9 protein-coding genes and 1 pseudogene are annotated in these 14749 nt (G+C 59.0%); 7 read left to right on the top strand and 3 right to left on the bottom strand.

What is annotated here, in order from left to right; genetic code table 11:
* Positions 1-2 precede the first annotated feature (2 nt).
* From hscA to sseB, 5 genes are all read left to right on the top strand, one after another.
* On the top strand, positions 3-1853 hold the full coding sequence (gene hscA / locus KCG39_RS11615; RefSeq protein WP_049111992.1) for a Fe-S protein assembly chaperone HscA: 1851 nt from the start codon (positions 3-5) through the stop codon (positions 1851-1853).
* A gap of 1 nt (position 1854) precedes the next feature.
* Positions 1855-2190 carry an ISC system 2Fe-2S type ferredoxin gene (fdx, locus tag KCG39_RS11610; RefSeq protein WP_004104503.1) on the top strand — a complete coding sequence of 112 codons (336 nt, stop codon included), beginning with the start codon at positions 1855-1857 and terminating at the stop codon, positions 2188-2190.
* A gap of 1 nt (position 2191) precedes the next feature.
* Positions 2192-2392, top strand: coding sequence for a Fe-S cluster assembly protein IscX (gene iscX, locus KCG39_RS11605; protein WP_004104502.1), 201 nt, complete (start codon positions 2192-2194; stop codon positions 2390-2392).
* Positions 2393-2499: 107 nt separating this feature from the next.
* Entirely contained in the window at positions 2500-3786 is a 1287-nt protein-coding gene (gene pepB / locus KCG39_RS11600; protein ID WP_142445892.1) for an aminopeptidase PepB, read from the top strand.
* Positions 3787-3882: 96 nt separating this feature from the next.
* A complete protein-coding gene (sseB, locus tag KCG39_RS11595) occupies positions 3883-4659 on the top strand; it encodes an enhanced serine sensitivity protein SseB (RefSeq protein ID WP_142468034.1) in 777 nt (258 codons plus the stop codon).
* Positions 4660-4702: 43 nt separating this feature from the next.
* Here the strand turns inward: sseB and KCG39_RS11590 are convergent, their stop codons facing one another.
* The 3 genes and pseudogenes from KCG39_RS11590 to sseA form a co-directional block, all read right to left on the bottom strand.
* On the bottom strand, positions 4703-5530 hold the full coding sequence (locus KCG39_RS11590; RefSeq protein WP_004123602.1) for a hypothetical protein: 828 nt from the start codon (positions 5528-5530) through the stop codon (positions 4703-4705).
* Between the two features lie 68 nt (positions 5531-5598).
* Positions 5599-6242 (bottom strand): annotated as a pseudogene (locus KCG39_RS11585) (DUF5066 family protein).
* Between the two features lie 160 nt (positions 6243-6402).
* The gene (gene sseA, locus KCG39_RS11580; RefSeq protein ID WP_112165505.1) at positions 6403-7248 is read right to left on the bottom strand and encodes a 3-mercaptopyruvate sulfurtransferase; all 846 of its coding nucleotides are present in this window, start codon (positions 7246-7248) and stop codon (positions 6403-6405) included.
* A gap of 208 nt (positions 7249-7456) precedes the next feature.
* Here sseA and KCG39_RS11575 point away from each other — a divergent pair, with 208 nt between their 5' ends.
* The gene (locus KCG39_RS11575; protein WP_142468033.1) at positions 7457-12403 is read left to right on the top strand and encodes an alpha-2-macroglobulin family protein; all 4947 of its coding nucleotides are present in this window, start codon (positions 7457-7459) and stop codon (positions 12401-12403) included.
* A complete protein-coding gene (pbpC, locus tag KCG39_RS11570; RefSeq protein WP_142468032.1) occupies positions 12404-14728 on the top strand; it encodes a peptidoglycan glycosyltransferase PbpC in 2325 nt (774 codons plus the stop codon).
* The last annotated feature ends 21 nt before the right edge of the window (positions 14729-14749 follow it).

The following is a 14749-nucleotide window of genomic DNA, read 5'->3' as shown; positions in this document are numbered from 1 at the left end:
TTATGGCCTTATTACAAATTAGTGAGCCCGGGCTGAGCGCCGCGCCGCACCAGCGACGTCTGGCGGCGGGTATCGATCTGGGCACCACCAATTCACTGGTGGCTACCGTACGTAGCGGCCAGGCCGAAACTCTGCCCGACCATCAAGGGCGCTATTTGCTGCCGTCGGTGGTGAACTATCAGGCTTCGGGTTTGACGGTGGGCTATGACGCGCGGCAAAACGCCGCTCAGGATCCGGTCAACACCATCAGCTCCGTCAAACGCATGATGGGGCGCTCTCTGGCCGATATCGAGGCCCGCTACCCGCATCTGCCTTATCAGCTGCAGGCAAGCGAAAATGGCCTGCCGATGATTCAGACTACGGGTGGTTTGCTCAATCCGATCCGCGTGTCTGCCGACATTCTAAAAGCGCTGGCCGAACGCGCCACCGAAGCGCTGTCGGGCGAGCTCGACGGCGTGGTGATTACCGTGCCGGCCTACTTCGATGATGCTCAGCGTCAGGGAACCAAAGACGCGGCGCGTCTGGCGGGCCTGCACGTGCTGCGTCTGCTGAACGAACCCACCGCGGCGGCGATTGCCTACGGCCTGGACTCCGGCCAGGAAGGGGTCATCGCGGTTTACGATCTCGGCGGCGGCACCTTTGATATCTCCGTGCTGCGCTTAAGCCGCGGCGTGTTTGAAGTCCTGGCTACCGGCGGCGATTCCGCGCTCGGCGGCGACGATTTCGACCACCTGCTGGCGGATTATCTGCGCGAGCAGGCTGGCCTGAGCGATCGCAGCGACAACCGCCTGCAGCGCGAGCTGCTCGACGCGGCGATCGCGGCGAAAATCGCCCTCAGCGATGCCGAAACGGCGCGGGTGAACGTCGGCGGCTGGCAGGGGGAAATAACCCGCAGCCAGTTTAATGCGCTGATCGCGCCGCTGGTTAAACGCACTCTGCTGGCCTGTCGTCGCGCGCTGAAAGACGCCGGCGTTGAGGCGCAAGAGGTGCTGGAAGTGGTGATGGTGGGCGGCTCGACCCGCGTGCCGCTGGTGCGCGAGCGCGTCGGTGAGTTCTTTGGCCGTACGCCGCTGACCTCAATCGATCCGGATAAAGTCGTCGCCATCGGCGCGGCGATTCAGGCGGACATTCTGGTAGGCAACAAGCCGGATAGCGAACTACTGCTGCTCGATGTGATCCCGCTCTCCCTGGGGCTGGAAACCATGGGCGGTCTGGTGGAGAAGGTTATCCCGCGCAACACCACCATTCCGGTGGCGCGCGCGCAGGAGTTCACCACTTTCAAAGATGGCCAGACGGCGATGTCTATTCACGTTATGCAGGGCGAGCGCGAGCTGGTGCAGGACTGCCGCTCCCTGGCGCGTTTTGCGCTGCGCGGCATTCCGGCATTACCGGCGGGCGGGGCGCATATTCGCGTCACCTTCCAGGTGGATGCCGACGGCCTGCTGAGCGTGACGGCGATGGAGAAATCGACCGGCGTCGAGGCCTCTATCCAGGTGAAACCGTCCTACGGTCTGACCGATGGCGAGATCGCCAGCATGATTAAAGATTCGATGAGCTACGCCGAACAGGACGTCCAGGCGCGTATGCTGGCCGAGCAAAAAGTTGAAGCCGCGCGCGTACTGGAAAGTCTGGTCAGCGCGCTGGCCGCCGACGCCGCGCTGTTAAGCGCCGCAGAGCGTCAGGCTATCGATGACGCCGCGGAGCAAGTGCGCGCCGCTGCGGCAGGCGATGATGCCGATGCAATCAAAGAAGCGATTAAAAATATCGACACACAAACCCAGGAATTCGCCGCACGTCGTATGGATCAATCGGTCCGTATCGCGCTGAAAGGCCAATCCGTGGACGAGGTTTAAAATGCCAAAAATTGTTTTTCTGCCCCACCAGGACCTGTGTCCGGATGGCGTAGTTGTGGAAGCTGAGACCGGTGAAACCATTCTTGATGCTGCGCTGCGTAGCGGTATTGAGATTGAGCACGCCTGCGAAAAATCCTGTGCCTGTACCACCTGCCACTGCATCGTGCGTGAAGGTTTTGACTCGCTGGCGGAAAGTACCGAAGATGAAGACGACATGCTGGATAAGGCTTGGGGGCTTGAGCCCGACAGCCGTCTGAGCTGCCAGGCGCGGGTGACTGACGAAGATTTGGTCATCGAAATTCCGCGTTACACTATCAACCACGCACGCGAGCATTAATATGGGACTGAAATGGACCGACAGTCGCGAAATCGGCGAAGCGCTGTACGACGCCTTCCCGGATCTCGACCCGAAAACCGTTCGCTTCACCGATCTGCATCAGTGGATATGCGACCTGGAAGAGTTTGATGACGATCCAAACGCATCCAATGAAAAAATTCTTGAGGCGATTCTGCTAGTCTGGTTAGACGAAGCCGAATAATTTTCGCGTTATGATTTACCCGGTGGTTATCAGCCGGATAAATCAACAGGCGAAAGAACTTTACGGGCTGCCATACGGCGGCCCGTTTGCTAAGAAGGATAATGATAATGACCGAAGCTATGAAAATTACGCTTACCGCTCAGCCAGCCGATGCGCGCTGGGGAGAAAAAGCGTCTTACAGCATTAATAACGACGGCATCGCCCTGCACCTGAACGGCAAAGACGACCTGGGCTTGATTCAGCGCGCGGCGCGGAAAATTGACGGCATGGGCATCAAACACGTTGCGCTTGATGGCGAAGGCTGGGACACCGACCGCGCATGGGCGTTCTGGGCGGGTTATAAGGGGCCGAAAGGCAGCCGCAAAGTTGAGTGGCCGGCCTTCGACGATGCGCAGAAAAGCGAACTGGATAACCGCCTGACCATTATTGACTGGGTCCGTGACACCATTAACGCCCCGGCGGAAGAGCTGGGGCCTGAACAGCTGGCGCAGCGTGCGGTAGACCTGCTGTGCAGCGTGGCCTGCGATAACGTCTCTTATCGTATCACCAAGGGTGAAGACCTGCGCGAGCAGAACTATCTGGGCCTGCACACGGTTGGTCGCGGTTCCGAGCGCCCACCGGTCCTGCTGGCGCTGGACTATAACCCAACCGGCGATAAAGAAGCCCCGGTGTACGCCTGTCTGGTCGGTAAAGGCATCACCTTTGACTCCGGCGGATACAGCATCAAACAGAGCGCCTTTATGGACTCAATGAAGTCCGACATGGGCGGCGCGGCAACGGTGACCGGCGCGCTGGCGTTTGCCATCACTCGCGGCCTCAATAAGCGCGTGAAGCTGTATCTGTGCTGCGCCGATAACCTGATTAGCGGCAACGCCTTTAAACTTGGCGATATTATTCACTATCGCAACGGTAAAACCGTGGAAATCATGAATACCGATGCGGAAGGTCGCCTGGTGCTGGCTGACGGCCTGATTGATGCTTCTGCGCAAAAGCCTGAGCTGATTATTGATGCCGCCACGCTGACCGGCGCCGCGAAAACCGCGTTGGGCAATGATTATCACGCGCTGTTCAGCTTTGACGATGGTCTGGCAAATCGCCTGCTGGCGAGCGCGCAGGCTGAAAACGAGGCCTTCTGGCGTCTGCCGCTGGCGGAATTCCACCGCGGCCAGCTGCCGTCGAACTTCGCCGAGCTGAACAATACCGGCAGCGCGGCCTATCCGGCGGGCGCCAGCACCGCAGCGGGTTTCCTGTCCCACTTCGTGGAGAACTATCACCAGGGCTGGCTGCATATCGACTGTTCGGCGACCTACCGTAAATCTGCCGTTGAGCAGTGGTCGGCAGGCGCGACCGGTCTTGGCGTGCGCACCATTGCCAACCTGCTGACGGCAGAGTAATGGATCTTGCCGGGTGGCGCTGCGCTTACCCGGCCGACAAAACTCGTGGGCCCGTGCGAGCGCAGCGCCGCCGGGCGATTTTGAAGTAGCGAAACTATGTCCGAAACTAAAAATGAGTTAGAAACCCTGCTGGAGAAGGCGGCTACCGAGCCAGGCCACCGTCCGGCGTTTTTCCGTACTTTGCTGGAAGCCACCGTTTGGGTGCCGGGGGCCGCTGCCCGGGGCGAGCAGGTTGTGGAAGACAGCGTACTGGACCTACAGCACTGGGAAAAAGATGACGGCACATCGGTTATTCCTTTTTTCACCTCGCTGGAAGCGCTACAGCAGGCCGTTGAGGACGAACAGTCTTTCGTGGTGATGCCGGTGCGCACGCTGTTCGCTATGACCCTCGGCGAAACGCTCTACCTCAATGCCAAACTCCCCACCGGCAAAGAGTTTGCGCCGCGTGAAATTAGCCATCTGCTGGGGGAAGAGGGCAGCCCGCTCAGTACCCAGACCGTGCTTGAGGGCGGCGAGTCGCTGCTGCTGTCTGAGGTTGCCGAACCGCCCGCGCAGATGGTGGACTCGCTGACCACGCTGTTCAAGACGCTGAAAACGGTGAAGCGCGCGTTTTTATGCTCTATTAAAGACAGCGCCGATGCCCCGGCCAACCTGCTGATCGGTATTGAAGCCGAAGGCGATATTGAAGAGATAATTCAGGCCACCGGCAGCGTCGCGACCGACACGCTTGTGGGCGATGAGCCGATTGATATCTGCCAGGTGATGGAGGGTGAAAGGGGAATTAGCCACTTTATGATTGCCCACATTACGCCATTCTATGAAAAGCGCTGGGGCAGCTTCCTGCGCGACTTTAAGCAGAAGCGAATTATCTAAACACAACGGGGGCTTATGCCCCCGTCTGATTATTGGTCTGGCTTTATTTCAGGTAATACGACACCAGGCCAAAAACCCCTTTCCCCGTTACGCACAAAATAATCATTCCATTAAACAGTGCGAACTGCCCACGCCAGGCCCGGCAATTTTCATCGCCCAACATCCTGCACACCCCCCATGCCAGTATGGCAGTCAGTAAAAAAGCCAGCAAAACGCCGATCATCAGCGCGGCGGTGAAAGCCCATCCCGCAGGCAGAGAGTCGAAATTACGAGCGTTAAGTAAGGTAATTTGCATGGGCCAGTGGAGCTGAAACCCTAATATCAGTACCATCAGCAGGCGCAGATCGCTCAATGGCGCATCAGCAGATCGCGCCAGTCGGCAGGCATCGCCTACCAGCAGCCCTCCTAATACAACAGATGCCAGGATACTCACGTGTTGAAGAATAAAACTATATAAACTTAGCGCTGTGGAAGGGACATAGCGCAAAAAGAACAGATTGCAGAAGACAAGGACCAGAACACCGCATTTAACCCCCCAGGCGCGCAGTATCCAGTTAAAAAACGTTCCGCCCGATGGCTGGTTATGGAGCATCCATGCGGCAATGGGAAGCTTGCCGTAGCCGGGAAAAAGGAATACCAGAAGAAAGCCGAACAGGAGCAGCTTGCCGTATGCATGGAGCGGAACTTCCCCCAAATCAATGCCCTTGACCAGCATATACGGCGACATCTCCTCAGGGAGGTTGCCCGGCCACCAGTGAGTCCACTCTGACCAGTAATAGAGCATCGTCAAACCGACCGCCAGGCCAACAATCCCCCCGAACCAAGGGATACCTTTTCTATCAGCGCTATTATTTCCTGATACAATCGCCATTATTACTCCTTGTAGTCATACATTCCTGAAAATTAGCCATAAGGATTTCAGTACCGTGATTCAATAATTTACTCAGCGCAACCCTCAAATTTTCTGTAGAGATCGTTGTGTATAAATTCTAGCTCCAGCAGTGCGCCATCACGTATTTCGTTGGTTTTTTTACGGGCCTCCCATTCCGACCTCGTTTCTCTTTGCGTTGAAAATATCCCATGTAAATACTCAATCAGCGAAGATTCTGAAAGCCATAGCTCCTGATCGTCCACACGGGCAATCGGATATTCACCGTTCTCATCACGTTCAGTGATATAAATAAAGACGCCCTGGTCACCAATATGGTTGATGGGAATCAAAGCCGGAAGACTGGATCGTTATTCCACCGAGGACTTAGCTCCTCACTTGATTTTCCGGTCATATCCAGACCGTTGCGGTAGTACACGTCCTCATCCAGATTTTCAGAGTGCAGAATACCATTAACATCAATGTTTTTTTGCAACCATTCAATGACCGGCTGATCATGTGGGCTAATAAGCTGTCGATCGTAAGCCAGTAAGGCTTTTAAACTTTCCGGTAGCTCAACGGTTTCTTCATTTTGCGGGGCACGGTATTTTCTGACGCGCAGGTGAGAGATTTCATCAACAGGCATCGGGTCAGGGGATTTATTACGATTATTTTTTATGACTAATTCCATTAAGTCTTTCATTGAATCTTCCATTGTATTTTCATATTAAATAATTATTAATAATAAAAATTCATTTGCCTGTAAAATGGCGGAGGAGTGCATGAGATGATATCCTGGCTAAATGATAGGAAAAAGAGAATTTATTAAATTATTGCGGAACATATAGCTCCGCAATAATTATCATCAAACCGTTTTACTGCGCGGGTTCAATCGGCAAATCCGTTCGTGCCCCCCATTCGCTCCAGGAGCCGTCATACAGACTAACGCCATTAACGCCTAATGTGGTGAGCGCTAGTACTACGACCGCCGCCGTCACGCCGGATCCGCAGCTGGCAATAATCGGTCGCTCAAAGTCGATGCCCTGGCGAGCGAAAATCTCGTTCAGTTCATCGGTGGTTTTGAGTTCGCCGTTAATCACCAGTTCGTTCCAGGGAACGTTTAGCGCGCCGGGAATATGCCCGCTGCGCAAACCCGGGCGCGGCTCGGCCACCAGACCATTAAAGCGCCCGGCCGGGCGAGCATCGACGATCTGCGCCGATCCTTCATGGCTTACCAGCAGAACGTCGGTTAACCGTTTGATCACTTGAGGATCGAAATTAACGTCAAACTCGCCTTCCGGCAGCTCCGGTAGACCTTGCTCCAGCGGCAGCTCATCACGACGCCAGCCTTCCAGTCCACCGGCTACAATCGAAACTCTTTCGACACCGAAGGTACGCAGCATCCACCAGGCGCGCGGCGCGGAGAAGAGATTGCCTTCATCGTATACCACCAGATGCTTATCGCTGCTTACGCCCAGTTCGCGCATGGCGACGGCAAATGCCTCGGCGCGCGGCATCATGTGCGGCAGCGGGCTGGTATGGTCGGAGAGGGCTTCGATATCGAAAAAAACGGCGCCGGGAATATGGCCAGCCTGATACTCAGCGTTCAGATCGCGATGTTCCTGTCCCGGCGGAGCCATACGGGCGTCAATAATCTGGATTTCCGGGTCATCAATATGTTCCGCCAGCCAGTCGGCAGCGACAAAAAACGAGGTAGACATCGGCGTCTCCTTTTTTATTGTTCAAGAATGAATTGTCGACGTTTTCCGGGAGAGTGACAAGTTATGGATCCCAGAGTGGCGACCGTATCACGGATGATTGACTCTCGGGAGTTTGATTCTATTCTCGTCGCTGTTGGTAATGATATTGTTAACGCATAATAATGTGTTCACTTAATGTATCTGGCCTGCGGGCCGAGGGGTTAGAAGGATGAAACCATTTCGTTTGGCGGCACTATCTCTGGCGCTACTCACCGCGCTATCGTTGACCGGCTGCGACGACAGCGGCAAACCGCAGGCGGCTGCGCCCGCGGCGTCTACGGCGACGGATAAAGCTAGCGCGAAGCCGGATGCCAGCCAGCTGGCGGCGCTGGCGGACAAAAGTAAAGGCAAAGCGCTAACGCTGCTGGATGCCTCGGAAGTACAGCTCGACGGTGCGTCGACGCTGGTGCTGACCTTCTCAATCCCTCTGCAGCCGGATCAGGACTTCTCCCGTAGCGTACATTTGGTCGATAAAAAAAGCGGCAAAGTTGATGGGGCCTGGGAGCTGGCGCCTAACCTGAAAGAGCTGCGGCTTCGCCATCTTGAGCCAAAACGGGAGCTGATTGTATCGGTAGATCCAACCCTGGCGGCGCTGAATAAAGCGACCTTTGACAGCAGCTTTGAAAAAACTATTACCACCCGCGATATTGCCCCGAGCATCGGCTTTGCCAGCCGGGGTTCGCTGCTGCCAGGGAAAGTGGTGGCCGGATTGCCGGTGATGGCGCTGAATGTCGATAACGTCGACGTCAATTTTTTCCGTATTAAACCAGAATCACTTTCGGCCTTCGTCAGCCAATGGGAATACCGTAATTCATTGAGTAACTGGGAGTCGGATGAGCTGCTGAAGATGGCCGATCTGGTCTATACCGGCCGTTTTGACCTCAACCCCGCGCGTAATACGCGTGAAAAACTGCTGCTGCCGCTGGCGGATATCAAACCGCTGCAGGAGCCGGGCGTGTATATTGCGGTGATGAACCAGGCGGGCCGCTACAGTTATAGCAACGCCGCGACGCTGTTCACCCTCAGCGATATCGGCGTATCCGCGCACCGTTACCACAACCGGCTGGATGTCTTTACCCAAAGTCTGGAAAACGGCGCGGCGCAGTCCGATATCGATGTTCAGCTCTTGAACGCCAAAGGGCAGATGCTGGCGCAGGCGAAGAGCGACGGCCAGGGCCATGTGACGCTGCAAACGGACAAAGAAGCGGCGCTGCTGCTGGCGCGTAAGGACGGGCAAACCACCTTGCTGGATCTCAAACTCCCGGCGCTGGACCTGGCTGAATTTGCCATCGCCGGCGCGCCGGGCTTCAGCAAGCAGCTATTTATGTTTGGTCCACGGGATCTCTATCGTCCGGGCGAAACGGTAATCCTCAACGCTTTACTGCGCGATAGCGACGGTAAACCGCTCCCCGAGCAGCCGGTGAAGCTGGAAGTGGTACAGCCGGACGGGCAGGTCATTCGTTCGACGGTCAGCAAACCGGTTAACGGCCTGTACCAGTTTACTTATCCCCTTGATAGCGGCGCGGCGACCGGAATGTGGCACATTCGCGCCAGCACCGGCGACAACCAGCCGCGCGAGTGGGATTTTCACGTTGAAGATTTTATGCCTGAGCGCATGGCGCTAAATCTCACGCCGCAAAATGCGCCCGTCTCTCCGGCAGCGGATGTTAGCTTTGCCGTGACCGGCGCTTATCTGTACGGTGCGCCGGCCAGCGGCAACCCGCTGCAGGGCAAACTGTTCCTGCGTCCGCTGCGCGACGCCGTGCCTGCGCTACCGGGCTTCCAGTTTGGCGACATTGCCGAAGAGAACCTTTCCCGCAGCCTGGATGAAGTACAGACCACTCTGGACGATCGAGGCCATGCGGAAGTCATCGCCGCCAGCCAGTGGCAGGAGAGCCGCTCTCCGCTGCAGGTGATCCTGCAGGCCAGCCTGCTGGAGTCCGGCGGACGTCCGGTTACGCGCACCGTCAGACAGCCAATCTGGCCTGCCGATACGCTGCCGGGTATCCGGCCAGAATTTGCCCTGAAAGAGGTTTACGACTACCGCACCGACAGCACCGTCAAGCAGCCGGTGGTGGATGAAAACGGCGCCGCCGCGTTTGAGATTGTGTATGCCGATGCGAAAGGTGAGAAGAAGGCGGTCTCCGGGCTACAGGTGCGGTTAATTCGCGAACGCCGCGATTATTACTGGAACTGGTCCGATAGCGAAGGCTGGCAGTCGCAGTTCGATCAAAAAGATCTTCAGGAAGGCGAGGAGACGCTGGATATTTCAGCCGGACAAACGGCGAAAGTGAGCTTCCCGGTCGAGTGGGGTTCTTATCGCCTGGAAGTCAAAGGGCCGGATGATGTGGTCAGCAGCGTGCGCTTCTGGGCCGGATACAGCTGGCAGGATAACAGCGACGGCCAGGGGGCGGCGCGTCCGGACCGCGTCACCATGAAGCTGGATAAACCGGCCTATAAACCGGGCGATACCATCAAGCTGCATATCGCCGCTCCGGCAGCCGGTAAAGGCTATGCGCTGGTGGAATCAAGCGAAGGGCCGCTGTGGTGGCAGGAGATTGACGTCCCGGTGGACGGGATGGACTTATCGATCCCGGTGGATAAAGCGTGGAATCGTCACGACCTGTACCTCAGCGCGCTGGTCATTCGTCCGGGGGATAAATCCCGCTCCGCGACGCCAAAACGGGCGGTGGGGCTGCTGCACCTGCCGCTCGGCGACGAAAACCGTCGTCTGAATCTGGCGCTGGAGGCGCCGGCTAAAATGCGTCCGAACCAGCCGCTGACGGTGAAGGTTAAGGCCAGCGTCAAAGAAGGCGAGACGCCGAGACAGGTTAACGTTCTGCTCTCCGCCGTGGATAGCGGCGTACTGAATATTACCGACTACGCGACGCCGGACCCGTGGAACGCTTTCTTCGGCCAGAAACGCTACGGGGCCGATATTTACGATATCTATGGCCAGGTGATTGAAGGGCAGGGGAGACTCGCCAGCCTGCGCTTCGGCGGCGACGGCGATGAACTTAAGCGCGGCGGCAAACCGCCGGTTAACCACGTAACGATTATCGCCCAGCAGGCGCAGCCTGTGGTGCTGGATGAGAAAGGCGAAGGAACGGTGACTCTGCCGATTGGCGACTTTAACGGCGAACTGCGGGTGATGGCCCAGGCGTGGACCGCTGACGATTTTGGCAGCAGCGAAGGGAAAACGATCGTAGCTGCGCCGGTCATTGCCGAGCTGAACATGCCGCGATTCCTTGCCAGCGGGGATACCACTCGTCTGGCGCTGGATCTCAGTAACCTGACCGATAAGCCGCAAACCCTCAACGTTGCGCTGACCGCCAGCGGTCTGCTGCAGCTTGTAGGGGGAGAAATACCGCCGGTGCAGCTGGCGCCCGGCGCGCGCAGCACCCTGTTTATACCCGTCCGCGCGCATGAAGGTTTCGGCGATGGTCAGGTGAATGCCACTATCAGCGGCCTGAACCTGCCAGGTGAAACCTTCGCGCCGATGCAGAAGCAGTGGAAGCTCGGCGTGCGTCCGGCTTTCCCGGCGCAAACCGTGAATTCCGGCGCCGTTCTCCAGCCGGGTGAAAGCTGGCAGGCTCCGGCGACGCAAAGCGAGGGCTTCTCGCCGGCGACGCTGCAGGGACAGCTGGTGTTAAGCGGCAAGCCGCCGCTGAACCTGGCGCGCTATATTCGCGACCTGAAAGCCTATCCCTATGGCTGCCTGGAGCAGACCACCAGCGGGCTGTTCCCGTCGCTGTATACCAACGCCGTCCAGCTTAAAGCGTTGGGCATCAGCGGCGATAGCGATGAAAAACGACGCGCGGCGGTGGATATCGGCATTTCTCGCCTGCTGCAGATGCAGCGCGATGATGGCGGTTTCGCCCTGTGGGATAAAGAGGGGCCGGAGGAGTACTGGCTAACGGCCTACGCGATGGACTTCCTCGTCCGGGCAGGGGAGCAGGGCTACAGCGTCCCGACTAACGCCGTCAACAGCGGTAACCAGCGTCTGCTGCGTTATTTACAGGAACCGGGGCTGATGACCGTCCGCTATAGCGATGATGCCCAGGCCAGCCGCTTTGCCGCTCAGGCCTACGCCGCGCTGGTGTTGGCCCGGCAGCAGAAAGCGCCGCTCGGCGCGCTGCGCGAGATCTGGAGTCGTCACGACCAGGCGCGTTCCGGTCTGCCGCTGCTGCAGCTGGGCGTAGCCTTGAAATTGATGGGCGATGCGCCGCGCGGCGACGAGGCCCTGAAGCTGGCGATGGCCACGCCGCGTCAGGATGCGAACCGCTGGCTCGGCGATTACGGCAGCGAACTGCGCGACGATGCGCTGAAGCTGGCGCTGCTGGAGGAGAACAAACTGCTGCCGGAAGCGCAAAATACGCTACTCAGCAATCTGGCGGAAGAGGCATACGGCCAGCGCTGGCTTTCGACGCAGGAGAGTAACGCCCTGTTCCTGGCCGGGCGTACGTTGCAGGACCTTCCTGGCAGTTGGCAGGCGCAAACCTCCGTGCAGGCCGAACCGCTCTCCGGCGATAAAGCGCAAACCCGCAACCTGACCGGCGACCAGCTGGCGGCGCTGCAGGTCACCAACACCGGCCAGCAGCCGCTGTGGCTTCGCCTCGACAGCAGTGGGTATCCGCAGAGCGCTCCGCAGCCGGGAGGCAACGTGCTGGGAATCGAACGGCAAATTTTCGATACTCAGGGCCAGCAGAAATCGCTCGCATCGCTGCGCAGCGGCGAACTGGTGCTGGTGAAGCTGGAAGTGACGGCCAAACGCAACGTGCCGGACGCGCTGGTAGTAGATTTACTTCCGGCCGGGCTGGAGCTGGAAAACCAGAATTTGGCTAACAGCAGCGCCAGCCTGCAGGAGAATGGCGAAGCGGTGCAGAACCTGCTTAACCAGATGCAGCAGGCGGATATCCAGCACATTGAGTTTCGCGACGATCGCTTCGTCGCCGCGGTGGCTATCAATGAAGGCCAGCCGGTGACGCTGGTTTATCTGGCGCGCGCGGTGACGCCAGGTACTTATCTGGTACCGCAGCCGCAGGTCGAGTCAATGTACGTGCCGCAGTGGCGGGCAACCGGCGCGGCCAGCGGACCGCTAACCGTTGCGCCCTAAATGCGGGTATTGAAGCGTATAAAACGCCGCTGGCGCTGGCTGGCGGCGTTTATTTTTTTGCTGTGGCTATTGTTGCTGGCGGCCGATCGGCTGTGGCCGCTGCCGCTGCATGAGGTTACGCCTGCCAGAGTGGTGGTGGCGGAAGACGGCACGCCGCTGTGGCGTTTCGCCGATGCGCAGGGCGTCTGGCGCTATCCGGTGACGCTGGCTGACGTTTCGCCGCGCTATTTACAGGCGCTGATCCACTATGAAGATCGTTGGTTCTGGGATCATCCTGGCGTCAATCCGCTCTCGATCGCTCGCGCCGCCTGGCAGGATCTCACTTCCGGAAGAGTGATCTCCGGGGGCAGCACCCTCACCATGCAGGTAGCTCGCCTACTCGATCCTCATCCTCGCACCTTTGGCGGCAAGCTGCGGCAGCTATGGCGAGCGCTGCAGCTGGAGTGGCATCTGTCAAAAAACGAGATCCTCACGCTCTATCTCAACCGGGCGCCCTTCGGCGGTACGCTGCAGGGGATCGGCGCGGCCAGCTGGGCCTATCTGGGTAAATCCCCCGCGCAGCTCAGCTACGGTGAAGCGGCTCTGCTGGCGGTATTGCCGCAGGCGCCGAGCCGCTTACGCCCCGACCGCTGGCCCGAGCGGGCGCAGGCGGCACGCGATAAAGTCCTGCTGCGAATGGAAAGCCAGGGCGTGTGGCCGTCGCAGCCGGTGCGAGAAGCTCTCGAAGAGCCCGTCTGGCTGTTTCCGCGGCAGATGCCGCAGCTGGCGCCGCTTTTTGCCCGCCGCGCGCTGGCGAGCAGCCGCGCAGAGAAGGTGGTCACGACGCTGGATGCCGGGCTACAGCGGCAGCTGGAAGATCTGGCGCTGAACTGGAAATCGCGCCTGCCGCCGCGCAGCTCTTTAGCGATGATCGTGGTCGACCATACCAATATGAAGGTTCGCGGCTGGGTAGGATCGGTGGATATTGGCGATGATAGCCGCTTTGGTCATATTGATATGGTCTCGGCGATCCGCTCCCCTGGCTCGGTACTGAAGCCGTTTGTCTATGGTATGGCGCTGGATGAAGCGCTGATCCATCCGGCCTCTTTACTGCAGGACGTGCCGCGACGCTTTAGCGACTACCGCCCGGGCAACTTTGATAGCGGATTTCACGGGCCGGTGAGCGCCAGCGACGCTCTGGTTCGCTCGCTGAACCTTCCGGCAGTGCAGGTGCTGGAGGCCTACGGGCCGAAGCGTTTTGCCGCCAGGCTACGCCATGCCGGATTGCCGCTAATGCTGCCCGCCGGCGCGGAGCCGAATCTGTCGCTGATCCTCGGCGGCGCCGGCGCGCGTCTGGCGGATATCGTGGCGGCTTACAGCGCGTTTGCCCGCCACGGCAAGGCGGGACAATTGCGCATCACGCCGGACTCGCCGCTGGTTGAGAGGGCGCTGCTGTCGCCGGGGGCGGCGTGGATTGTGCGACGTATCATGGCTGGCGAAGCGCAGCCGGTTCCCGATGCGTCGTTGGTGCAGGTGGTGCCGCTGGCGTGGAAAACCGGCACCAGCTTCGGTTATCGCGACGCATGGGCGATCGGCGTGAATGCCCGCTATCTGATTGGTATCTGGACCGGACGACCCGACGGTACGCCGGTTGTTGGGCAGTTTGGTTTCGTCAGCGCGGTGCCATTGCTGAATCAGGTCAATAATCTGCTGCTGGCGCGACCAACCATCAGCCGCGGCGGATTACCGGCCGATCCTCGCCCGTCGTCGGTCAGTGCCGGGACCGTGTGCTGGCCCGGAGGGCAGAATTTACCGGCGGGCGACGTGAACTGCCGCCGACGGCTGGCAACCTGGCTGCTCGACGAGAGCCAGCCGCCGACCCTGCTGCTGCCTGGTCAGGAGGGTATTCGTGGAATTCGTTTTCCGGTATGGCTGAATGAGAAAGGGGAGCGGGTGGCGGCAGATTGCCCCGGCGCGGTGGCGAAAATCCTCGACGTCTGGCCGCTGCCGCTTGAATCCTGGCTGCCCGCGGGCGAACGGCGTCGCGCAAGGCTGCCGGCGGTTTCGGCGGACTGCCCGCCGGCGCAAACCGCCGATGCCGCCCCGCTGGCGCTATCCGGCATCCGTGAAGGCGCGGTGGTTAAACGTCTGCCCGGCGAGCTGAAGGTGATTCTGCCGCTGCAAACGACCGGTGGGGAAGGGCGGCGCTGGTGGTTTCTGAACGGCGAACCGCTGATCGCGGAAGGCGCCAGCGCCACCCTTAACCTTGAGCGCCCCGATAGTTATCAACTGGTGGTGATGGATGAGGCGGGGCAGGTTGTTGCCGCCAGCTTCACCGTGCAATAAACAAAACTTACCTGAATTGGC

The sequence above is a fragment of the Klebsiella pasteurii genome (genome assembly GCF_018139045.1).
In the GTDB taxonomy this organism is placed as follows: Bacteria; Pseudomonadota; Gammaproteobacteria; order Enterobacterales; family Enterobacteriaceae; genus Klebsiella; species Klebsiella grimontii.
Note: the sequence above shows the minus strand (reverse complement) of the source record. Positions and strands in the feature narration are given on the sequence as shown.

Excerpts from the sequence above, each read along its gene's own strand:
- hscA (WP_049111992.1), top strand. The coding sequence starts at position 3 with ATGGCCTTATTACAAATTAGTGAGCCCGGGCTGAGCGCCGCGCCGCAC.
- fdx (WP_004104503.1), top strand. The coding sequence starts at position 1,855 with ATGCCAAAAATTGTTTTTCTGCCCCACCAGGACCTGTGTCCGGATGGC.
- iscX (WP_004104502.1), top strand. The coding sequence starts at position 2,192 with ATGGGACTGAAATGGACCGACAGTCGCGAAATCGGCGAAGCGCTGTAC.
- pepB (WP_142445892.1), top strand. The coding sequence starts at position 2,500 with ATGACCGAAGCTATGAAAATTACGCTTACCGCTCAGCCAGCCGATGCG.
- sseB (WP_142468034.1), top strand. The coding sequence starts at position 3,883 with ATGTCCGAAACTAAAAATGAGTTAGAAACCCTGCTGGAGAAGGCGGCT.
- KCG39_RS11590 (WP_004123602.1), bottom strand. The coding sequence starts at position 5,530 with ATGGCGATTGTATCAGGAAATAATAGCGCTGATAGAAAAGGTATCCCT.
- sseA (WP_112165505.1), bottom strand. The coding sequence starts at position 7,248 with ATGTCTACCTCGTTTTTTGTCGCTGCCGACTGGCTGGCGGAACATATT.
- KCG39_RS11575 (WP_142468033.1), top strand. The coding sequence starts at position 7,457 with ATGAAACCATTTCGTTTGGCGGCACTATCTCTGGCGCTACTCACCGCG.
- pbpC (WP_142468032.1), top strand. The coding sequence starts at position 12,404 with ATGCGGGTATTGAAGCGTATAAAACGCCGCTGGCGCTGGCTGGCGGCG.